Source organism: Streptomyces sp. NBC_00554 (assembly GCF_041431135.1).
Lineage (GTDB): Bacteria > Actinomycetota > Actinomycetes > Streptomycetales > Streptomycetaceae > Streptomyces.
Genome location: NZ_CP107799.1, coordinates 5,482,119 through 5,502,310, shown reverse-complemented (window position 1 = coordinate 5,502,310; position 20,192 = coordinate 5,482,119). Strand labels below are relative to the sequence as shown.

At 69.9% G+C, this 20,192-nt stretch carries 18 protein-coding genes and 1 tRNA gene; 10 read left to right on the top strand and 9 right to left on the bottom strand.

The genetic code is table 11. The features are described 5' to 3' along the window. Positions 1 to 1,482 (bottom strand): M1 family metallopeptidase, encoded by a 1,482-nt coding sequence (locus OG266_RS24225; RefSeq protein ID WP_371548373.1) that lies wholly within the window; start codon positions 1,480 to 1,482, stop codon positions 1 to 3. A gap of 7 nt (positions 1,483 to 1,489) precedes the next feature. On the opposite strand from OG266_RS24225, the gene OG266_RS24220 reads away from it, so the two are divergent. Beyond that, a complete protein-coding gene (locus OG266_RS24220; RefSeq protein ID WP_266464097.1) occupies positions 1,490 to 1,990 on the top strand; it encodes a hypothetical protein in 501 nt (166 codons plus the stop codon). A gap of 221 nt (positions 1,991 to 2,211) precedes the next feature. Here the strand turns inward: OG266_RS24220 and OG266_RS24215 are convergent, their stop codons facing one another. After that, on the bottom strand, positions 2,212 to 2,892 hold the full coding sequence (locus tag OG266_RS24215; protein ID WP_371548372.1) for a pentapeptide repeat-containing protein: 681 nt from the start codon (positions 2,890 to 2,892) through the stop codon (positions 2,212 to 2,214). Positions 2,893 to 3,035: 143 nt separating this feature from the next. Here OG266_RS24215 and OG266_RS24210 point away from each other — a divergent pair, with 143 nt between their 5' ends. From OG266_RS24210 to OG266_RS24200, 3 genes are all read left to right on the top strand, one after another. Then, positions 3,036 to 4,199, top strand: coding sequence for an NAD(P)-binding protein (locus OG266_RS24210; RefSeq protein WP_371548371.1), 1,164 nt, complete (start codon positions 3,036 to 3,038; stop codon positions 4,197 to 4,199). A gap of 39 nt (positions 4,200 to 4,238) precedes the next feature. Continuing rightward, on the top strand, positions 4,239 to 5,219 hold the full coding sequence (locus OG266_RS24205; protein WP_266459477.1) for a zinc-binding dehydrogenase: 981 nt from the start codon (positions 4,239 to 4,241) through the stop codon (positions 5,217 to 5,219). Positions 5,220 to 5,404: 185 nt separating this feature from the next. Next, complete coding sequence (locus OG266_RS24200) at positions 5,405 to 6,838, top strand: MFS transporter (protein ID WP_371552930.1); 1,434 nt, start codon at positions 5,405 to 5,407, stop codon at positions 6,836 to 6,838. A gap of 41 nt (positions 6,839 to 6,879) precedes the next feature. On the opposite strand, the gene OG266_RS24195 is transcribed toward OG266_RS24200, so the two are convergent. The 3 genes from OG266_RS24195 to OG266_RS24185 form a co-directional block, all read right to left on the bottom strand. After that, positions 6,880 to 7,356 (bottom strand): N-acetyltransferase family protein, encoded by a 477-nt coding sequence (locus OG266_RS24195; RefSeq protein ID WP_371548369.1) that lies wholly within the window; start codon positions 7,354 to 7,356, stop codon positions 6,880 to 6,882. 64 nt (positions 7,357 to 7,420) lie between these two features. Then, on the bottom strand, positions 7,421 to 8,818 hold the full coding sequence (locus OG266_RS24190; protein ID WP_371548367.1) for an NAD(P)/FAD-dependent oxidoreductase: 1,398 nt from the start codon (positions 8,816 to 8,818) through the stop codon (positions 7,421 to 7,423). Positions 8,819 to 8,827: 9 nt separating this feature from the next. After that, positions 8,828 to 9,475, bottom strand: a complete 648-nt coding sequence (locus OG266_RS24185; protein ID WP_371548366.1) for a rhomboid-like protein — start codon at positions 9,473 to 9,475, stop codon at positions 8,828 to 8,830. Positions 9,476 to 9,478: 3 nt separating this feature from the next. Here OG266_RS24185 and OG266_RS24180 point away from each other — a divergent pair, with 3 nt between their 5' ends. Then, a complete protein-coding gene (locus OG266_RS24180; protein ID WP_371548364.1) occupies positions 9,479 to 10,321 on the top strand; it encodes an aminoglycoside phosphotransferase family protein in 843 nt (280 codons plus the stop codon). Between the two features lie 76 nt (positions 10,322 to 10,397). Here OG266_RS24180 and OG266_RS24175 read toward each other — a convergent pair whose 3' ends face one another. Then, positions 10,398 to 11,450 (bottom strand): PucR family transcriptional regulator, encoded by a 1,053-nt coding sequence (locus OG266_RS24175; protein ID WP_371548362.1) that lies wholly within the window; start codon positions 11,448 to 11,450, stop codon positions 10,398 to 10,400. Positions 11,451 to 11,972: 522 nt separating this feature from the next. Here OG266_RS24175 and OG266_RS24170 point away from each other — a divergent pair. After that, positions 11,973 to 12,566: an ALF repeat-containing protein gene (locus OG266_RS24170; protein ID WP_371548360.1), complete on the top strand. Its 594-nt coding sequence runs from the start codon at positions 11,973 to 11,975 to the stop codon at positions 12,564 to 12,566. A gap of 72 nt (positions 12,567 to 12,638) precedes the next feature. Here the strand turns inward: OG266_RS24170 and OG266_RS24165 are convergent. Continuing rightward, a tRNA-Thr gene (locus tag OG266_RS24165) sits at positions 12,639 to 12,717 on the bottom strand. A 175-nt stretch (positions 12,718 to 12,892) separates the two neighbouring features. On the opposite strand from OG266_RS24165, the gene OG266_RS24160 reads away from it, so the two are divergent. The 4 genes from OG266_RS24160 to OG266_RS24145 all read left to right on the top strand — a co-directional run bounded on the left by OG266_RS24160 (position 12,893) and on the right by OG266_RS24145 (position 17,367). Continuing rightward, a complete protein-coding gene (locus OG266_RS24160) occupies positions 12,893 to 14,299 on the top strand; it encodes an RNA-guided endonuclease InsQ/TnpB family protein (protein WP_371548359.1) in 1,407 nt (468 codons plus the stop codon). A 394-nt stretch (positions 14,300 to 14,693) separates the two neighbouring features. Beyond that, positions 14,694 to 15,830, top strand: coding sequence for an ABC transporter ATP-binding protein (locus tag OG266_RS24155; RefSeq protein WP_266459456.1), 1,137 nt, complete (start codon positions 14,694 to 14,696; stop codon positions 15,828 to 15,830). Between the two features lie 262 nt (positions 15,831 to 16,092). Continuing rightward, positions 16,093 to 16,551, top strand: coding sequence for a hypothetical protein (locus tag OG266_RS24150; RefSeq protein WP_326722273.1), 459 nt, complete (start codon positions 16,093 to 16,095; stop codon positions 16,549 to 16,551). An 84-nt stretch (positions 16,552 to 16,635) separates the two neighbouring features. Next, positions 16,636 to 17,367 carry a nucleotidyltransferase family protein gene (locus OG266_RS24145; protein ID WP_266459453.1) on the top strand — a complete coding sequence of 244 codons (732 nt, stop codon included), beginning with the start codon at positions 16,636 to 16,638 and terminating at the stop codon, positions 17,365 to 17,367. Between the two features lie 82 nt (positions 17,368 to 17,449). On the opposite strand, the gene OG266_RS24140 is transcribed toward OG266_RS24145, so the two are convergent. Together OG266_RS24140 and rlmB are read right to left on the bottom strand one after the other, a co-directional pair. Further along, positions 17,450 to 19,126, bottom strand: a complete 1,677-nt coding sequence (locus OG266_RS24140; RefSeq protein WP_266459451.1) for a DoxX family protein — start codon at positions 19,124 to 19,126, stop codon at positions 17,450 to 17,452. Between the two features lie 117 nt (positions 19,127 to 19,243). After that, positions 19,244 to 20,188 carry a 23S rRNA (guanosine(2251)-2'-O)-methyltransferase RlmB gene (gene rlmB / locus OG266_RS24135; protein WP_266459450.1) on the bottom strand — a complete coding sequence of 315 codons (945 nt, stop codon included), beginning with the start codon at positions 20,186 to 20,188 and terminating at the stop codon, positions 19,244 to 19,246. Between the last annotated feature and the right edge of the window lie 4 nt (positions 20,189 to 20,192).

The following is a 20,192-nucleotide window of genomic DNA, read 5'->3' as shown; positions in this document are numbered from 1 at the left end:
TCACGGCTTCGCCGGCTTCCCCTCCCCGTACAGCCAGTCCTCCCAGATCTCGGTGAAGTCCGCGTCCGGCGCTGACTTCTCCACGTACGCCGTGAAGTCGGCGGTGTCCGCGTTGCCGTGGCGGTGGGCGGCGGCCCAGCCCTGGAGGATGTCGTAGAAGGTGTCGTCGCCGACGGTCTGGCGGATCTTGTGGAGGACCATCGCGCCGCGTTCGTAGACGGGGCTGTCGGAGATGTGTGCCGCGCTGGAGGGCTTGGCGGGCGGGAAGGACCAGAGGGCCTCGTCGAGGTCCGGGTCGTCGTAGTAGTCGCCCTGGTAGAGGGAGTTGAAGGTCTCTTCGGCCGTGTCGCCGTCGTGGTCCTCCTGCCACAGCCACTCCGCGTACGTGGCGAAGCCCTCGTTGAGCCACATGTCCCGCCAGGTCCTGGGCGTGACGGAGTCGCCGTACCACTGGTGGGCCAGTTCGTGGACGAGGAGTTCGGTGTCGGGGGCGCCGGGGAAGACCGGGCGGGTCTGGGTCTCCAGGGCGTAGTCCACATCGTCCTGGCGGTCGACGATCGCACCCGTCGAGGAGAAGGGGTACGGGCCGAAGTTGTACTCCTCCCACTCCATGATCTCGGGGATGCTCGCGAGCGGCTTCTTGCTCGCCGCGGCCTGCGTCGGGTCGACGGCGACGATCACGGGCAGGCCGTTCTTCGTCGCGGTCCGGGTGATGTCGTACGTCCCGATCGCGACCGTCGCCACATAGCTCGCCATCGGTTCCGCGGAGTGCCAGGTGAAGGTGGCGCGACCGTTCAGCGTCGTCTCGTCCTTCAACTCTCCGTTGGAGACGGCCTGCAGGCCCTCGGGGACGGTGACCTTGATGTCGTACGACGCCTTGTCGGAGGGGTGGTGGTTGCCGGGGAACCAGGTCATCGAGCCGGTGGGTTCGCCGAGGGCGAGGGCGCCGTCGGCCGTGCGCAGCCAGCCCTCCTCCGAGCCGTCGGGGTCGGTGAGTGTCTCGGGGGTGCCGGAGTAGCGGACCGTCGTGCGGAAGGTCTCGCCCTGGTCGAGGTCGTCGTGCGGGCGCACGGTCAGCTCGTGGCCCGCGCGGTTCCAGCGGGCGTCCGCCTGGTCTCCCCCGCTTCCGACGCTTCCGACGCTTCCGACGCTTCCGACGCTTCCGACGGTGACCTCGTCGACGTCCAGGCCCTTCAGGTCGAGGTTGAAGGCGCTGAGGTCCTGGGTGGCCTTCGCCGTGATCTCCGCGGTCCCCTTCAGGCGCTTGGTGCCCGGGTCGTAGGAGAGGGTCAGGTCGTAGTGCGTGACGTCGTAGCCGCCGTTGCCCAGCTTCGGGAAGTACGGGTCGCTTACGCCGGAGGCGCCGGGCTTGCCCTGCACGCCGCCGCTGCACGCGGTGAGCGCCAGGGCGATGGCCAGGGCAAAGGGGGCGGCGGCGGAGGATCGGGGCACGTCCGTGATCCTACGAGCACGTGACACCATCACCTACGTGCTCGACATCGGCTACGCCCTCTCCAACCGCTTCCCCGACCCCCCGCAGACCGACTACCGCCGTGCGGACGTTCACGCGCTGCGCCACGACCTGTTCTGCGGGGACGTCTATCTCGCCGATGCCAAGGCGGACCGGGAGCTGTCCACAGCCTGGGGATGGGTGCCGGTGCTGGACTTCGCGTGGGCGTTGTGCGACATCGTGGAGCAGCTGGACCGGGATCCGCGGGGGAGCCGGGCCTCGCGGCCGCAGCGGGCGGAGCTGGACTTCACCGAGTCGACCGACCGGATGCTCTTCGAGCGGCGCTTCGGGTGGGTGGATGTCGAGGCCGACTGGATGCGGGTCGAAGAGGCGCCGCTCACCTTCTCGCACGCCGAGCTTCGGCGTGAGGCGCGGGACTTTCTGCACGACCTGATCGCCGACCTCGTCGACCTTCACGAAGGGCTTCGCGAGAATCCGGCGGTGTGGACGCTGGAGGCTCGGTTTCCTCGGGTGCCGTGAGGTGACGGCGGGGAGTTTTTTCGCCCCCTCCGCCCCTACCCGTCCCGTACCTGGGGGCTCCGCCCCCAGACCCCCGTATCGCGCTGACGCGCTCGTCCTCAAACGCCGGACGGGCTAAAAACGGCACAATCCAGCCCCTCCGGCGTTTGAGGAGCGGGGTCTGGGGCGGAGCCCCAGGGACAAGGGACGGGTAGGGGCGGAGGGGGCGAAAAACCACCCCCCTACTCCACCCGCACCCCCATCTCCGCCGCCAACACCGGCGCCAGATCAATCAGTTGCCCCGCACTGATGACCGCCCCCGCCAGCCGATCCACCCCCCGCGCGATCGTGAACTCGGCGGCCCCCCGCAGGTCGACATCCGTCAGGCTCGCCCCCGTCAGATCCGCCCCCTTCAGAACACAGTCCACAAACTCGACCCGCTCCAGCCGCGCACCCCCAAAGTCCGGCTCCACCAGCACGCACCCCTGGAACACAACGTCCTTGAGGCGGGCCTTGCGCAAGTTCAGATAGTCGATCTTGCCGCCACGCACAAGCACCCGCTCCAGGACCGAGCCGTGAAGCTGCACCCCGCCCAGGCGCGCGTCGACCAGCTCGACGTCCCGCAGCGTCGACTCGGCGAGATCGGTGCCCACACCCCGTATGCCCGTCAGAACCGAGTCCAGGAAGCGCGCGTGATGCAGCCGCGTCTCGTCGAACGCGCACCCCGTCAGCGCGCAGTCCATGAACCGCGCTCCCCCGCCGTCCTGCCCGACGAAGTCCACGTCCCGGAACTCGAGACCGTCGTAATCCCCGTCGGGTTCCAGCCCGGCACCGCCGTACGGCTCCAGGGGCGGCAGCCGCAGCTCCGGCCGCCGCGCCCCCTTGACCGGTTTCTTCGCCTCGCCCGCCGCTTTGCCCACCATGCCCCCATGGTGCACCCCACCACTGACAACAGCCCTGACCTGCCAGTACCTGCCAGTTCACCTCCCCATGTCACATTCCGGCCCCCGCAATCAGTCAACACACAAGAGAGGCAGCGCACCCGGAGCAGAGGGAGACCCCAGCCATGCCCCACATCACCGTCATCGGCGGCGGCTTCGCCGGACTCACCGCCGCTGTCACCGCCGCCGAGACCGGCGCCAAGGTCACCGTGTACGAGGCCCACCACACGCTCGGCGGCCGGGCCCGCACCGCCGAGGGCCCCTACAAGACCAACGAAGGCCCGCACGCCCTGTACAGCGGCGGCCCGCACTGGAGCTGGCTCAGGCAGCGGAACCTGCTCGGGCCGCTCGCCCCGATCCCGCCCCTGGAAGCGGCCCGCCTCAGGCTCCACCACAAGGGCGCCCTGCGCCGCACCCCGCCCTTCGCGATGCTCAAGCTCCTGCGCCGTACGTCCCGACAGGCGCCCGTGGACGTCGACTTCATGACCTGGGCGACGGAACAGGCGGGCGAGGAGGGCGCTTTGGCCGCGGCGCACTACTCCGCCGTCGCCCTCTTCCACCACGACCCCGGCTCCCTCTCCGCGGCCTTCGTGCAGGAACGCCTGCGCCGCGCCACGAAGTTGCCGCCGGAGGCGCACTATCCGCGGGGCGGCTGGGCATCCGTCATCGACCGGATGGCGGCCCGCGCCTGGAATCTCGGTGTCCGGATGGAGACTCTGTCGAGGGTCGACGCGCTGCCCCAGGACGGCCCCGTCATCGTGGCCACCTCCCTCGAATCCGCCCGCCGCCTCCTCAGGGACGACTCGCTGACCTGGACGAGCGGTCGTACCGCGCTCCTCGACGTGGCCGTCCGCACCCGGCGCGGCGACGCGTTCGCCGTCTCCGACCTGGACGCGCCGGGCTGGATCGAACGCTTCACCGCGCAGGACCGCACCCTCGCCCCGGCCGGGGAGCAGCTCGTCCAGGGGCAGATCCCGATCGCCCCGCACGAGTCCCGGGCCGACGGGATCGCCCGCGCCGAGCACCTGCTCGACCTCGCCTTCGACGGCTGGCGCGAGCGCGTGACCTGGCGGAGCGAGGCCACCGCGAACGGGCGTACCGGCGCGGTGGACCTGCCCGGCACGAGCTGGCGCGACCGGCCGGCCATCGACCGCGGCGACGGCGTCTACCTCGCGGGCGACCAGGTCGCCGCCCCCGGCGTGCTCTCGGAGGTCTCCTTCAACAGCGCGCTCGAAGCCGTGACTCTGGCCCTCAGGATCCGGGAACGCCTTGACCTCAAGCATGCTTGAGGTCGGAGGCTGGCTGTACGACGACTCCGAGGAGCTCCCATGCACGCCATCCGCCAGCACGCCTTCGGCCCGGCCGAGAACCTCTCGTACGAGAGGACCGAGGACCCTCGACCGGGCCCGGGCCAGGTCCGTATCGCCGTCGCCGCGGCGGGCGTACACCTTCTCGACACCGCGATCCGGGAGGGCCTGCGGGGCCCGCTGCCCGAGCTGCCCGCCCTGCCCACGATCCCCGGCCGCGAGGTCGCCGGAACCGTCGAGTCCCTCGGCGAGGGTGTCGCCGGACTCTGGCTCGGCAAGCGCGTGGTCGCGCACCTCGGCTTCGCCCCGGGCGGTTACGCCGAACTCGCCGTCACCGACGTCGACCGCCTCCACGAGATCCCCGGCAACCTGGACTTCGCGCAGGCCGTCGCGATGATCGGCACCGGGCGTACGACGATGGGGATCCTCCAGTTCGCCGAGCTCGGCCCCGACTCCGTGGCCGTGATCCTGGCGGCCGCGGGCGGCATCGGCACCCTGCTCGTGCAGTACGCGAAACACGCGGGTGCCACCGTGATCGGGCTCGCGGGCGGCCCGGAGAAGGTGGCCCGGGTGGAGAAGAACGGCGCCGACCTGGCCGTCGACTACAAAGACTCGGACTGGCCGGAGAAGGTCCGCGCCTTCCTCGGCGGCAGAGAGGCGACCGTCGTCTTCGACGGCGTGGGCGGCGACACGGCCCGCAAGTCCGTCGCGCTCCTGGGTCCCGGCGGCACGCACCTCGTCTTCGGCTGGTCCGCCGAGGGCCTGCACAACGGCACCCCGCTGCTCGTCGAGGGCGTCTCCCAGGAGGTCCTCGGTCCCGAGATGATGCGGAGGGCGGGCGGCCCCAACCCCGTCCAGACCCTGGAACTCCGCTCCCTCAGCCAGGCCGCCGCGGGCCGGCTGACCCCGGCCGTGACACGCTTCCCGCTCGCCGAGGCGGCCGCCGCCCACCGCGCCCTGGAGAACCGGGCCACGGTCGGCAAGGTGGTGCTGGAGCCGTGAATCACCACAGGACCGGAGACAGCGACCACAAGACCGGAGACATGGGCCACAAGACCGGAGACAGCGACCAGCGGACCGGAGATGCGATACACCCGGATTCATGGTCTTCTGACCGGGTGAACGTCACCCGGACAGGTGAACCGGGCGTCCCGGCGGGCGCCGACCCCCGCCGCTGGTGGGCCCTGGTGATCATCGCTCTCGCCCAGCTGATGGTCGTCCTCGACGCGACCATCGTGAACATCGCTCTCCCCTCCGCACAGAGCGATCTGAACATGTCCGACGGCAACCGCCAGTGGGTCATCACCGCGTACACCCTGGCCTTCGGCGGGCTGCTCCTGCTCGGCGGCCGCATCGCCGACCTCGTCGGCCGCAAACGCACCTTCATCGTCGGGCTCATCGGCTTCGCCGCCGCCTCCGCACTCGGCGGCGCGGCCACCGGCTCAGGCATGCTCTTCGCCGCCCGCGCGCTCCAGGGCGTCTTCGCCGCCGTACTCGCCCCCTCCGCGCTGTCCCTCCTCACGACCACGTTCACCGACCCGAAGGAGCGCGGAAAGGCCTTCGGGATCTACGGCGCCCTGGCGGGCTCGGGATCCGCGATCGGGTTCATCCTCGGCGGCGTACTGACCGAGTACCTGAACTGGCGCTGGTGCCTGTACGTCAATGTCCCCATCGCCGTCATCGCGGTCTTCGGCGCGTTCGCGCTGCTGCAGGACCGCCCGGGAAACAAGGGTGCGCGTCTCGACGTACCCGGTGCGCTGATGGGCTGCGGCGGCCTGGTCGCCATCGTCTACGGGTTCAGCGAGGCCCAGCCGCGAGGCTGGACGGACTCACTGGTCCTGGGCCTCTTCGCGGCGGGCGTCGTACTCCTCACGACCTTCGTGTGGTGGCAGACCAGGGCCCCGAGCCCGCTCCTCCCCCTGCACATCGTCAAGGACCGCAACCGCGCCGGCTGCTTCCTGACGATGGGGCTCGCCGTCATCGGCATGTTCGGCATGTTCCTCTTCATGACCTACTACCTCCAGGTCATCCTCGGCTACTCCCCCGTGAAGACGGGCCTGGCCTTCCTCCCCATGACCGCCGCGATCATCATCGGCTCGACGCAGATCTCCGCCCGGCTGATGAACCACGTGGCACCCCGCACCCTGATGGTCCCCGGCATGATCATCGCCGCCTCCGGCATGCTGGTCTTCACCCAGCTCACCGTCGACTCCGCCTACGCGACCCACCTGCTGCCCGGCCTGCTCCTCACCGGCCTCGGCATGGGCCTGACCTTCATGCCGGTCTTCGCCACCGCCACCGCCGGAGTCGCCCCGCAGGACGCGGGCGTGACCTCCGCGACCGTCAACACCTCGCAGCAGGTGGGCGGTTCGATCGGTACGGCGCTGCTGAACACCATCGCCACCACCAGCGGCACGGCGTACATCGCCGCCCATCTGACCGACCCCGCCCAACGGGAGCTGATCACCCGCCAGGGCATCGTCCACGGCTACACCGTCGCCCTCTGGTGGGCCGTCGCCGTCCTGCTCCTGGCCGGCCTGATCGCGGGCCTCATGGTCACCGCGAAGGCCCCCAAGTACGCGGCGACCACGGCAGCCCCGCTCCCCGAGTCAGTCCCTTGAACCGGTCAGTCCCTTGAACCAGTCGGTCCCTTGGAGCCCAGTCAGTCCCGTGAACCAAGTGTCGCGAGCGCGCCATCCGTCAGCCGGTACACCGTCCACTCGTCCTGCGGCCGCGCGCCCAGCGCCTCGTAGAACTCGATGGACGGCTGATTCCAGTTCAGCACCGACCACTCCAGCCGCTCGTACCCGCGCTCCACACAGATCCGCGCCAGCTCGGCCAGCAACGCCTTCCCGTGCCCACCGCCGCGCGCCTCGGGCCGTACGTACAGGTCCTCCAGGTAGATCCCGTGCACCCCGCGCCACGTCGAGAAGTTCAGGAACCACAGCGCGAACCCGACCACCTCCCCCGACGCATCCTCGGCGACATGCGCGAACGCGGCCGGCCGCTCCCCGAACAGCGCCTCCCGCAACTGCTCCTGAGAGGCCCGCGCCTCCTCCAGCGCCTTCTCGTACTCGGCGAGTTCACGCACCAGGGCGTGGATGACGGGGACATCGGCGGGGGTGGCTGGGCGAATCATGGCCGCAGTTTCACATACGGGCGCGGGCCGGACCCAACGGGTTTCAGTCCCCCGGGGCACGGGGTCAGTGCCGCCCCGCCACCCGATCAGCCACCCGCGCCAACCGCGACGACTCCGCGCTGTGCGTGGTCAGTTCACGCCGGTCGGCCGTGCGGTAGGTGGCGTACATCCCGTGCACCCCGATCCAGCGGAACGGCTCCGGCTCCCACTTACGCACCTTGTGGTTGACCCAGGGCAGCCCGGTCAGCTCCGTGGCGCCCGACTGCCCGGAGTCCTGCTGGACGAGGTCGCGCAGGGTACGGGCGGCGAGGTTGGTGGTGGCGACACCGGAACCGACGTACCCGCCGGCCCAGCCGAGCCCCGTAGAACGGTCCAGGGTCACCGTCGCGCACCAGTCGCGCGGCACACCGAGCACTCCCGACCAGGCGTACTCCACCCCCACCCCGGTAAGGGACGGGAAGAAGCGGACGAGGATCTCGCGCAGTGCCTCGACGGTCGCCGGCTGCGTACGGCCGTCGTTGTCGGTGCGCGACCCGAAGCGGTACGGGAATCCGCGACCGCCGAGCGCGATCCGGCCGTCAGCGGTGCGCTGGGCGTACATGTACGCGTGCGCCATGTCGCCCAGGGTCTCCCGCCCCTCCCAGCCGATGGTCTCCCACTGCTCCGCGGTCAACGGCTCCGTCGCGATCATCGACGAGTTCATGGGCAGCCAGGTCCGCTTCTGACCCTTGAGGGACGCCGTGAAGCCCTCCGTGCAACGCAGCACGTACGGCGCCCGGACCGTGCCGTACGGAGTCACCGCATGCTTCGGCCGGATCTCCGTGACCGGCGTCTGCTCATAAATCGTCACGCCCAACGCCTCGACCGCGGCGGCCAGCCCCTTCACCAGCTTCACGGGATGCAGCCGCGCCCCGTGCGGCGTCCACGTGGACCCCACCACGTCCGCGACCCGGATCCGCTCGGCGGTCTCCACCGCGCCGAACAGCTCACGGTCCTTCTCCCCGTACGACAACTCGTCCTCATGGAACGCCTTCAACCGCGCCAACTGCGCCGGGGTGTACGCCACTTCGAGCACACCACCCTGGTGAACATCCGCCTCGATGCCCTCCTCGACGGCAACCCGCACCACCTCGTCGACCGTCTCGTTCATGGCCTTCTGAAGGCGTACGGCCGCCTCCTGCCCGTGCAGCTTCGCGTACCGGTCCCGCCCCGCGATGCCGTTGTACAGCCAGCCGCCGTTGCGCCCCGAGGCCCCGTACCCGCAGAACTTCTGCTCCAGGACGGTGATCCGCAGGAAGGGCGCCGCCTTCTTCAGGTAGTACGCGGTCCACAGACCCGTGTAGCCGCCGCCGACGATGACGACGTCCGCGGAGGCGTCACCGGGCAGGGGCTCACGCGGCGCAGGGAAGCCGTCGTCCGCGTACCAGAAGGAGATGCCGCCGTTGACCGTGCTGCTGCTCATGGCGGGACGCTAACCCCTGAGGGCGGCCACTGTCTCCTTCGGATTCCATGCTTTTCCGCGCCCCCTGACCAGCGGATAACAGCCCAGACCGATCAGCACCGAGGTGAAATGCCCGAGATCGGTGAAGGTACGGCCGGTCACCAGCGGCACCCCGTACACAACCAGCACCACCGCCACGTACGGGTACCTCCAGGGCGCCGCGATCCGGTACGTCAGCACCGCGATCACCCCCGCCAGCGCGTAACTCACCCCGATGTCCAGGGTGTTGACCGCCGAATGCGGCGCCACCCCGTGCCGGATCGCAAGCAGCAGCGCCCCCTCACTGATCAACGTCGCCAGCACATGCGCGGCCACACAGACCACCAGCCACCGCGCGGTACCCAGCCAGTGCTCCGCCTGCGCGTGGAACACGGTGTACAGAACGGCGTACGGCAGCCAATGCCCGCCGTCGATCCACATCGCACTGGAGAAGAGCACCCGCACCGGATTGCTCGACAGCTCATGGATGTTGGTGGACCGCTGCCGCAGGAACTCCTCCTCGAACTCCGGCGACATGTGGTGCATCGCCACGGTCGTGATGAAGAGGATCGCCAGCCAGATGTACGTTCCCGGGGCACGGCCGATGTACGACCGGGCGGCGCGCGAAACTCGACTCATGGGGTGATTGTCGTGGTGTGGGACGTCCGGCTGCTGGAACGGGGAGCGGAGTTTCTCGAGCGCTGGGGACTCCGGCAGGAGGGCCGGCCGATGAGCGGACGGGCCTCGGTCGTCCTGCCGGTGGTACGCGCCGACGGAACCCGGGCAGCGCTGAAACTCCAGAACCTCGACGACGAGACGGCCGGTGAGGCGCTCGCCCTGCGCACCTGGGGCGGCGACGGCGCCGTCCACCTCCTCGACTACGACCCGGACTCCGGCACGCTGCTCCTGGAGCGCCTCGACGAGAACCGCCCACTGGCCGCCGTACCGGATGTGATGGAGGCGACCGGGATCCTCGCGGACCTCCTCGCCCGGCTGACGTCTCTTCCGGCACCGGCGGGCCTGCGACGGCTCGGCGATCTGACCGCGGGCATGTTCGACCGACTGCCGGCGGTGCTCGATGCGCTGCACGACGAGAACGACCGACGGCTGCTGCGGGACTGCGCCGCCGCGCTGCGCGAGGTCGCGGACGAGCCGGGAGACCGGCTCCTGCACTGGGACCTGCACTTCGAGAACATCCTCGCGGCCGACCGCCAACCCTGGCTGGCCATCGACCCGAAGCCACTCGCCGGAGACCCTTGCTTCGAGCTGCTGCCCGCACTCTGGAGCCGCTTCGAGGAGGGACACCTGCTACGCCGCTTCGACCTGATGACGGAGACGCTGGGCGCCGACCGGGAGCGGGCGCGGGCCTGGACGCTGGGGCGGGTGCTGCAGAACTCGCTGTGGCGGGTGGAGGACGGGCTCGGCTTGGTCGCGGAGCAGCTAGCCATCGCAAGGACGCTGCTGGATTCGCGGGGGCGGGGCTGACTCGGGCGGAGACGCGGCCGACCCCGGCGGGGGTGAGACGCGGCGCCCACTCCGTGAACTCAGAACTCCTTCGAACTCAGAATTCCTTCGCCGGCCAGTCCAGCAACCGGGCCCCGATGACCGCGGTCTGGAGCGTGTAACGGTTCACCGGGTCGGCCGGACTCGCGCCGGTGAGCTTGTGGATACGGTCCAGCCGGTAGGTGAGGGCACGGACGCTGAGCGACAGACGCCGGGCGGCCTCCGCGGCGACACAACCGGACTCGAAGTACGCGGTAAGGGTGTCGAGCAGCGGCTGAGCACCACCGCGGGCCTGCCGAAGGGGGCCAAGGGTACTGAGGACCAGGTCTGCCATGGCCTGCCGGTCGCGGGTGAGGACCGGGTAGACGAGCAGGTCGGCGGCGCGCAGCACAGGTGCGTCGAGTTCCAGGCGCTCGGCCAGGTCGAGAGCGTTCAGGGCCTCCTCGTACGAGTGGACGACCCCGCCGGGACCGGGCTGGGGCCGGCCGATGGCGACCTGCCCTCCGTCCATGACGGCGTACGCCTGCTTCGCGAAGTAGGAGAGCACGTCGTCCTGGTCGCCCGGCGCGATGCACACCAGGCGCCCGTCCTTGGTCGTCACCAGGACGCTGCGGTCACCGAACCGCCCGATCAGCGCACGCTCCACCTCGCGCGGCACGGTGTCCCCCTCGTCGTACCCGGAATCACCCTGGGCCACGGCGACGGCATGCGCGTGCGACAGACGCAGCCCGAAGCGTTCGGCCCGCTCGGCGAGCAGGCCCAAGTCACTGCGCCCGTACAGCAGATCGTCGATGAACTCCCGGCGCGCGGCCTCCTCCTGGCGTACGGCGAGGAGTTGCGCACGCTCATAGCCCTCGGCGACGGCGTCGACGGCCTGCTCCACGGCGGCCAGCGTGCTGTCGGAAGCGGCGGCCGGCCAATGGACACGAGTGGCGGCCAGGTGCGCAACAACGAGAGCACGCAGCCCGTACCCCGCCTCGGCCGCCCGCTCACCCAACGCCCGGCGGGAGTCCAGCTCGTCACGGGTCAGCCGACGACCGGTCGCGGAGGCCTCGGCAAGGATCCGCGCATACCCGTCCAGAAACTCCTCGGGTATGCCCCGCCCCGTCATCTGCGCCCCCGGATTCCTGATGAGCCGTTGACGCCTTTCTAACGCATGGGGCTGTGGCGCGACCCGACGGGGCACGGGCTCACTGCCGGGACGCGGCAACCCGAACGGCCCCCCGGGCGACGGCGGAACCCTCACCGCCGTGCGGTACGCCGACCACCGGCGACACGATCCATCCGAGAGCCGCCTCCCAACACCCTTGCCACTCAACGGGGTTGACCCCCGATGCCGGCGTCTCCCCCGTCGACGCTCCGGCACCGGAGGTCCATCCGTCCCCCCGTTTCTGCCCTCCCATCCTGACCCGCCGCCGGCACCCGCCGCATTGCCGGAACCCGGCAGCATTTACGCGCCCTTGATGCCGGACACCACTACCTCCCAACACGACGTCAAGAACGCCCAGTCGGCAGCGAACGGGTCACGATGACTGCCGATTCCAATCTTGTGTCGCGATATCGCCCCTTGAAACGATCTCCCCCGCCGGCGACGAACAGCCGGCCACTCTTAAACCACTGGGGGATGGAACACATGAAACTGACCCGCGCGGCACTCATAGTGACCGCGGGCGCACTGGCCCCGGCCCTGCTGCTCTCCACACCGACCTTCGCCGCCGACACGACGACCTCACCCGTCGCGGCGTCGGCCACGACGGCCGACGCGGACTCGCCGTACGACTCGATGACGGACGAGGAACTCCGCATCGAGATCGCCCGCATCCTGGCGGACGAAAGCACCGGCAAGGCCGTGGCCAGAGAGGCCCAGGAGGCCCTCGACGGCACCGCCGAGGACATGCGCTACTTCCTGGAGACGGGCCGCTGGATAGCCCAGGACGAGGACAACTCCTTCGCCATAGTCAAGATCCTGGCCGACCCCACCACCGGCAAGGCCGTACGCAGAGAGGCCAACAAGGCCCTGGACGGCACCGCCGCAGACAGGACCTACTTCCTCGAAACCGGCCGAGCACTCGCCCAGGCCGAGGACGACCGAGTAGCCATCGCCACAATCCTGGCCAACCCCAACATCAGCGCCGCCCTGCGCGCGGCAGCGGAAGACGCGATAGACGGCACCCCGGAAGAGATGCGCTACTTCCTGGAGGTCGGGCAGTACGAGGTGGAGGGCTAGGACTGATCAGGTCAGCCAGCAGGAAGCCGAGACAAAAGGCCAGGTCAGATTACTTCTGACCTGGCCTCAAGGTGGAGCCTCCTGTCGGATTCGAACCGACGACCTGCTGTTTACAAGACAGCCGCTCTGGGCCGGACTGAGCTAAGGAGGCGCTGCGCACCACAACCCCGTACGCGAAGCGGCTCCACTGTACACAGACCCGGTTTCCCCAAGCCACGAAGTTCGTGACTCGCCTCAGCCTCGAAAACTGCGCGTAACCATCCGAGCACCCGTTCGTTGATCGCTCTGACGTGCTGTTCCGAGATCGGATCGTCGGGGAGGGATTCATGGGGGAGCCGGTGGCCAAGCCGAAGCCGGAAGCGGTGAAGGGCAAGGAGGCCGAGCGGATCAAGCGCGAGGCGCTCGGTATCGGCGAGCGCCGCAAGCACCACGCGCGCGAGGCGACTCCGCTGAAGGGGCATGCCAAGGAGCCCGACAGCCACCACCGGCTCTACCGGTTCCGCTTCTATCCGACCGCCGAGCAGGCCGGGCAGTTGGAGCGGACCTTCGGCGCCTGCCGGTGGGTCTACAACGAGGGGCTGGCTCTGCGGTCGGGCGCCTGGGAGCAGCACCGGGTGAATGTGGGGTTCGCGGAGACGTGCCGGGCGTTGACGGGCTGGAAGCGGGCGGAGGGGACGGCGTGGCTCAAGGAGGTGTCGTCGACGGTGCTTCAGCAGGCTCTGCGGCATCTTGATCAGGGGTACACGCGGTTCTTCAAGGGGTTGGCGCAGTACCCGAAGCGGAAGAAGAAGGGCCGGTCGCGGGATGCGGCGATCTATGTGCGTACGGGTTTCAGATGGGTCGAGGATCCGGAGCGGCCCGGTACGGGGTCCGTCACGTTGGCCAAGCAGTCGCAGCCGCTGGATATTCGCTGGTCGCGGGCGCTGCCCGCCGGGGTGTTCCCGGTGCGGTTGTCGGTGACGCGGGATCGGGCGGGTCGCTACTTCGTGTCCACGCTGGTGGAGGAGCAGATAGCACCGCTGCCTGCCGCGTTCGAGCCGGGTTCGCGGGCGCCGAAGGCGGTGGGGCTGGATCTGGGGATCGCGTCGCTGGTCACTCTGGACGACGGGACGAAGCTGGATCATCCGCGGTTGCTGAAGCGGTACGCGGAGAAGTTGGCGCGGTTGCAGCGTGAGCTGCACAAGAAGGTGAGGGGTTCCAGGAACCGGGACAAGGTCAGACAGAAGATCGCCCGCCTGTATGCGCTCATGGGCGACGTACGCAGGGACATGCTGGACCAGTTCACCACCCGCCTCGTGCGCGAGAACCAAGTGCTCGTGGTGGAGGACCTGTCCATCGTGACCCTGCTGCGTCCGGCGCGCGGCAAGGGCAGGCGGCGCAAGGCGAAGCTGAATCAGGCGATCATCGACGCCGGGTGGGGTGAGCTGCTTCGGCAGCTGCGGTACAAGTGCAAGTGGTACGGCCGAACGCTGGTGATCGTCGACCGTTTCTTCCCCTCGACACGGCGGTGCTCGGCCTGTCACACCAAGGGGCCGAAGATGGATGTCTCGGTCCGCGAGTGGATGTGCACCGAATGCGGTGTGGTCCACGATCGGGATGTGAATGCGGCCGTGAATCTCCGGGATGAGGGGATGCGGCTGTACTGGCTGGTGGCGGCCGGGCTGCCGCCGGGTAAGAAGGTTCCGGCCGTGATCAAGGCATCGGAGCTGGAGAAGTGTCTGCTGGCCGCGTAGGAGCGGCCGGTGCGGTACGGACCGACGGGCCGTCGGCCGGAATGCCTGTGGAGCGCGTGTAAGACCGCTCGGGCGCAGCTCTTCAGGGCTGTGTGTGTACGGCAGTGCGTGTTGAAGCAGGAAGTCGCTGTCTGCGAGCAGGCCAAAAGGCGATGACTCGGCCGGCCAGCATGGCGAAGGTGGCGAAGGTCAAAAGTGCGGTGCTCTGCCCCCTCGAAAATTTCCGCGAAATTCACAACCCCCCACCTACTGACAGAACAGGCAAACGCCGGGTACCGTCGCGGCCAGTTCACTCTTGTGGACTACACCACCGGCGTGGGTCCTCCCGTGCCGTGACACCACCTTCCACTACGGATCGTCCGGCACGTTCCTGCCGGTGAAGGGGGCCCTCACCATGGCCACTGTCTCGTTCAACAAGGCGACCCGCATTTACCCGGGTGGCGACAAGCCCGCCGTCGACCAGCTCGAGCTCGATGTCGCGGACGGCGAGTTCCTCGTCCTCGTCGGTCCCTCCGGCTGTGGAAAGTCGACCTCCCTGCGGATGCTCGCGGGTCTCGAGGACGTCAACGCCGGCTCGATCCACATCGGTGACCGTGACGTCACGCACCTGCCGCCCAAGGACCGGGACATCGCCATGGTGTTCCAGAACTACGCGCTGTACCCGCACATGACGGTCGCCGACAACATGGGCTTCGCGCTCAAGATCGCCGGCGTCAACAAGGCCGAGATCCGCCAGAAGGTGGAGGACGCGGCGAAGATCCTGGACCTCACGGACTACCTGGCGCGTAAGCCTAAGGCGCTCTCCGGTGGTCAGCGCCAGCGTGTGGCGATGGGTCGCGCCATCGTGCGTGAGCCGCAGGTGTTCCTCATGGACGAGCCGCTGTCGAACCTCGACGCCAAGCTCCGTGTCTCCACCCGTACGCAGATCGCGTCGCTGCAGCGCCGTCTCGGCATCACCACGGTGTACGTCACCCACGACCAGGTCGAGGCCATGACCATGGGCGACCGGGTGGCCGTGCTGAAGGACGGTCTGCTCCAGCAGGTCGACTCGCCGCGCAACATGTACGACCGGCCGAACAACCTCTTCGTCGCCGGGTTCATCGGTTCCCCGGCCATGAACCTCGTCGAGGTCCCGATCACCGACGGCGGTGTGAAGTTCGGCAACAGCGTGGTGCCGGTCAGCCGTGAGGCGCTGTCCACCGCGGCGGACCGCGGTGACCGCACCGTCACGGTCGGCGTCCGCCCGGAGCACTTCGACATCGTCGAGCACAACGGCGAGGCCGCCAAGTCCCTGACGAAGGACACCGAGGACGCTCCGGCCGGCCTGGCGGTCTCCGTGAATGTCGTCGAGGAGCTCGGCGCCGACGGCTACGTCTACGGCACCGCGAAGGTCGACGACAAGCCCACGGACCTGGTCGTCCGCGTCAGCGGCCGTGCGGTCCCGGAGAAGGGCTCCACGCTGCACGTCGTGCCGCGTCCGGGCGAGCTGCACGTGTTCTCGACCTCCACGGGCGAGCGCCTCTCCGACTGAGGCGGGCTGAGGCGGACTGAGGCCGCAAGGCCGAGGCAAGCCACGGCCGTTCAACACCCCCGTACGGGGTGAATTCACCCAAGTTGACGAAGAGGGCCCCGCAGCCTGCTGCGGGGCCCTCTTCGATGTCGACAAATACCCCGGCAGACCGGTCATTTCGATATGTGTACGTCAACGCGGTACCCCAAATTCGCCGCTTCCCCATCCCCCGAACCGGTGACTAAATGTCGCCAAATCATCACCCCACGCTACCCTCACTCGCGTGAAGCACTCCACCACTAACCAACGGACCCGGCGTGGCCGTGGCCCCGCCCGTCGGGTCGGCCGCACCCTCGCCCTCGTTCTGCCTGTCGTCCTGGTACTTTCCGGGACCCTCGCGGTCACCCGAGTCAACTGGTCGGGGACCACCTCGAACTCGGTGCTCACCGCCGCCGAAGCGTCCTCCGCGGATGTCTCCACTCGCGCTGTGTCCCGCACCCCGCAGGACGTCCTGCGCGACAAACTCCTCCTGGAACTCCAGGAGAAGAACCCGGGCGTCGCTCTCACCCACCTCCAGGAGGCGGTGAACGGCCGCCCGTCGCTCGCGAAGCACTGCGTCTCCATCGCCCGGGCACTGGGCCGCGCCGCGGTCCGTGCGTACGGCCCGACGCGCGCCCAGTCGTTCGCCAGGCCGGTCTGCGACACGTCTTTCGCCTCGGGGGTCGCGACCACGCACTTCTGAGCCGAGGGCGACCATTCAAGTACGGCCGGTTACGGAACGGTTGGGGACCGAGGCCGCGAGCGGGGTGCGACGTACAGTTCGGGCATGACCGATCCGAACGCCGCGTCGCGCCCCGTTCAAGCCGTTGTCCTGGCCGGCGGTCAGGGCTCGCGGCTGCGTCCCTACACCGACGACCGGCCCAAGCCGATGGTCGAGATCCCCGGCACGGGGACCCCGATCATCGGCCATCAGCTGACCTGGCTGGCCGAAGAGGGCGTGACCGATGTGGTCGTCAGCTGCGGTCACCTCGCCGAGGTCCTGCAGAAGTGGCTGGACTCCGCCGACCTCCCGGTGAACGTGACGACGGTCGTCGAGTCGGAGCCCCTGGGCCGCGGTGGCGGCCTCAAGTACGCCGCCGCGCACCTCCCCCACCCGGACCGGCCCTGGTTCGCGACGAACGGCGACATCTGGACCCGTTTCTCGCTGCGCGACATGGCGGACTTCCACACCGAGCGCGACGCCGTCGCGACCCTCGCGCTGGCCCGCCCGCGCATCCCGTGGGGCGCCGTGAAGACGGACGGCTTCGGGCGGATCACGGACTTCATCGAGTCCCCGCCGACCCAGTACGAGATCAATGCGGGCGTGTACGTCTTCTCCCCCGAGTTCGCCGATCTGCTCCCCGAGCGCGGCGACCACGAGCGCACCACGTTCCCGCACCTGGCCCGCGAACGCCGCCTGGCCGGCTTCTCGCTCCCGCAGGGCGCCTACTGGCGCGCCATCGACACCGCGAAGGACCTCACGGAGGCGGCGAAGGAGCTTGCGGCGCTGGGGCGTTGAGCGGCCCCTGCAGAGCTACGAGGACGGGGCCCCGCACGTGAATCGTGCGGGGCCCCGTCTTCGTACCGTCGTCCAGAGGGAGTTACCCCAGGAGGCCGCCCACCAGCCCAGGCTGCCCGGTGGAGCCGCCGCTGTCGGAGCCGCCTCCCGTCGAGCCCGAGCCGCCCGTGGAGCCGCCGCTGGACGTGCCTCCGCTGGACGTCGGGCCCGCGCTGGTGCTGGGCGCCTGGTTGGCCGGTGAGGACTGCTGGGGCGGGGCCTGGCCGCTGCTGCCCTGGGTCTGGCTGGGGCCGCTGGTGGCGGTGCCCGTGCCGGTGTCGCGGGCCGCGCCCGGCGTGGTGGCCGTCGTGTCCGGCGGGGCCGAGGCGGCGCCCTGGGTGGGTGCCTCGGAGGCCGACGGGGTGGGCTTGTCGCTGCGCTTGCCGGGCGTCTCGGGGAGCGGGGAGCCGGGCAGTTCGTTGCGCGGGGCCTCGCCGGGGCCGGGGACGACGATCCGGTCGGCGTCGCGGACGGCTCCGCCGAGGAGTGAGCCGACGAGCAGTGTGACGCCGACGGCGAGGGAGGCGATGAGCGCGCCCCTGCGCAGTACGCGACGGCGCAGGTCCCAGATGTCGGCGCGCGGTCCGAGGGTTCGCCAGGCCTCGCCTGCGAGGCGTCCGTCGACGGAGTAGACGGGGGCGCCCGCGATGATCAGCGGGGACCAGGCGGCGAGGTAGATGATGTCGGGCGCGTCGTAGGCGGGCACCGTCTTCCAGCTGACGGTGAGCAGGAGCGCGGCCGACAGGAGCGCGCCGACGACGGCGGCGACCCGCTGCCACAGGCCGAGCACCGTGAGGACGCCCACGATGACCTGGAGGAAGGCGATGACGAGCCCGGCGCCGACGGGGTGCTGGAGTGCGAACTGCCGCAGTGGCTCGGCGACTTCCCAGGGGTGCAGGGTGTTGAGCCACTTGACCATGGAGCCGCGCTCGCCGCCGTCGAAGTAGACGGGGTCGCAGAGTTTGCCCATGCCGGCGTAGATGGAGATGAAGCCGAGGAAGACGCGCAGCGGGAGGAGGACGACGCCGAGGTTCATCCGGCGGCCGGGGTAGTAGGCGTGCCGCACGGGGTCGGCGCCGTGCCGCCTGGCGGGGGTGTCGCCGTCGTCGAAGCGCTCGGGGTCTTCCTCGAACTCCTCGCCCGGGTAACCGGGTTCGTCGTACGCGCTGCCCACCGAGCGCATGTTCGGCAGCAGGCGGGTCTCGCCGGAGTCGTGGCTGCGCTGGCTGCCGACGATGGGCGTCTCGACGGTTTCGACGGTCATGTCGGCGTCGTAGTCATGGTGTTCGTCGATGCGCGGGATGACCTGGGTCGCTCCGGCGTCGCCCGCCGGGGCGGGGGCGCCGTGGCCGACACTGGTGCTCCGCACGGCTTGGAGCAGGCGGTGGGCGCCGGTGTCGTCCGGGGCGGACTTCCCGCTCCAGACGACGGGGGCGCGTCGGCGGCCACCGGTGGCGCCCGCCCCACCGGCCGCGCCCGTTCTGCCCGCCGTACCGACGGCGGCGATGCGCGCGGTGTCGTCGGTGGAACTCAAGTGCCGCGCGATACGCGGGGATTGGCTCCGCGGTGGGGCGCCTAGCTGCACGCGGAAGCTCGCATGATTGACGATGACCTGCGCCGGATCGCTCGGCACCTTCACCATGCTCAGCGCGGGAGCGTCGTCGAATCCCGACGAGCGGTCCCCCGTGGGTGTGCGGGGTGTTCTGGTGTCCACACTCATCTAACCGAGTGACGTGTGTTTAGGACACTGCTTTGACTGCGCCGATGTGTCCGGACCGCGTCAACATCAACCTGAACATCCTGATTAGCCCACGGGGGTGACTACGCGCACATGCGTTCAGGCGCGTCGCCGCGCCGCTTCGTAGAGCACAACTCCCGCTGCGACACCGGCGTTCAGCGACTCGGCGCCGCCGGGCATCGGGATCCGTACCCGGTAGTCGCAGGTCTCCCCGACGAGCCGGGACAGCCCCTTGCCCTCGCTGCCGACGACGATGACGACGGGACCGCCGAGGGCCGCCAGCTCGCCGACCTCGGCCTCACCGTCGGCGGCGAGACCGACGACGGCGATGCCCGCCTTCTTGTACGCCTCCAGGGTGCGCGTCAGGTTCGTGGCGCGGGCGACGGGTGTACGGGCGGCGGTGCCGGCGGACGTCTTCCAGGCACCGGCGGTCATGCCGGCCGCGCGCCGCTCGGGCACGACCACGCCGTGGCCGCCGAAGGCGGTGGCGGACCGGACGATGGCGCCCAGGTTCCGGGGGTCCGTGATGCCGTCGAGGACGACGATCAGCGGGTCCTCGCCGGCGTCGTAGGCGGCGGCGGCGAGGTCCTCGGGGTGTGCGTACTCGTACGGCGGGACCTGGAGGACGAGGCCCTGGTGGTTGAGTCCGTTGGTCATCCGGTCCAGCTCGGGGCGCGGCGCCTCCATGAGGTGGATGCCGCCGCGGTCAGCCACGAGCTGCAGCGCCTCGCGCACCCGCTCGTCGTTGTCGATGAACTGCTGCACGTACAGCGTCACCGCGGGCACGCCCTCGCGCAGCGCCTCCACGACGGGGTTGCGTCCGACGACCATCTCGGACGTGCCCTTGCCGCCGCGTCCCCTGGTGGGGGCGGGACGGCGCACGGCCTGCTTGGCCTTGGCGCCGGCGATGCGGTTCTTCTTGTGTCCCTTGCGCGCCTCGGCGGGCGGGGTCGGGCCCTTGCCTTCCAGGCCCCGGCGTCGCTGGCCGCCACTGCCGACCTGCGCGCCCTTCTTGCCGGACATGCGGCGGTTGTTAGCGGCCATGACC

What these genes read in the sequence shown, in the direction of transcription:
- OG266_RS24225 (WP_371548373.1), bottom strand. Translation starts at nt 1,482, where the DNA reads ATGGTGTCACGTGCTCGTAGGATCACGGACGTGCCCCGATCCTCCGCC.
- OG266_RS24215 (WP_371548372.1), bottom strand. Translation starts at nt 2,892, where the DNA reads ATGGTGGGCAAAGCGGCGGGCGAGGCGAAGAAACCGGTCAAGGGGGCG.
- OG266_RS24210 (WP_371548371.1), top strand. Translation starts at nt 3,036, where the DNA reads ATGCCCCACATCACCGTCATCGGCGGCGGCTTCGCCGGACTCACCGCC.
- OG266_RS24205 (WP_266459477.1), top strand. Translation starts at nt 4,239, where the DNA reads ATGCACGCCATCCGCCAGCACGCCTTCGGCCCGGCCGAGAACCTCTCG.
- OG266_RS24195 (WP_371548369.1), bottom strand. Translation starts at nt 7,356, where the DNA reads ATGATTCGCCCAGCCACCCCCGCCGATGTCCCCGTCATCCACGCCCTG.
- OG266_RS24190 (WP_371548367.1), bottom strand. Translation starts at nt 8,818, where the DNA reads ATGAGCAGCAGCACGGTCAACGGCGGCATCTCCTTCTGGTACGCGGAC.
- OG266_RS24185 (WP_371548366.1), bottom strand. Translation starts at nt 9,475, where the DNA reads ATGAGTCGAGTTTCGCGCGCCGCCCGGTCGTACATCGGCCGTGCCCCG.
- OG266_RS24175 (WP_371548362.1), bottom strand. Translation starts at nt 11,450, where the DNA reads ATGACGGGGCGGGGCATACCCGAGGAGTTTCTGGACGGGTATGCGCGG.
- OG266_RS24170 (WP_371548360.1), top strand. Translation starts at nt 11,973, where the DNA reads ATGAAACTGACCCGCGCGGCACTCATAGTGACCGCGGGCGCACTGGCC.
- OG266_RS24160 (WP_371548359.1), top strand. Translation starts at nt 12,893, where the DNA reads ATGGGGGAGCCGGTGGCCAAGCCGAAGCCGGAAGCGGTGAAGGGCAAG.
- OG266_RS24155 (WP_266459456.1), top strand. Translation starts at nt 14,694, where the DNA reads ATGGCCACTGTCTCGTTCAACAAGGCGACCCGCATTTACCCGGGTGGC.
- OG266_RS24145 (WP_266459453.1), top strand. Translation starts at nt 16,636, where the DNA reads ATGACCGATCCGAACGCCGCGTCGCGCCCCGTTCAAGCCGTTGTCCTG.
- OG266_RS24140 (WP_266459451.1), bottom strand. Translation starts at nt 19,126, where the DNA reads ATGAGTGTGGACACCAGAACACCCCGCACACCCACGGGGGACCGCTCG.
- rlmB (WP_266459450.1), bottom strand. Translation starts at nt 20,188, where the DNA reads ATGGCCGCTAACAACCGCCGCATGTCCGGCAAGAAGGGCGCGCAGGTC.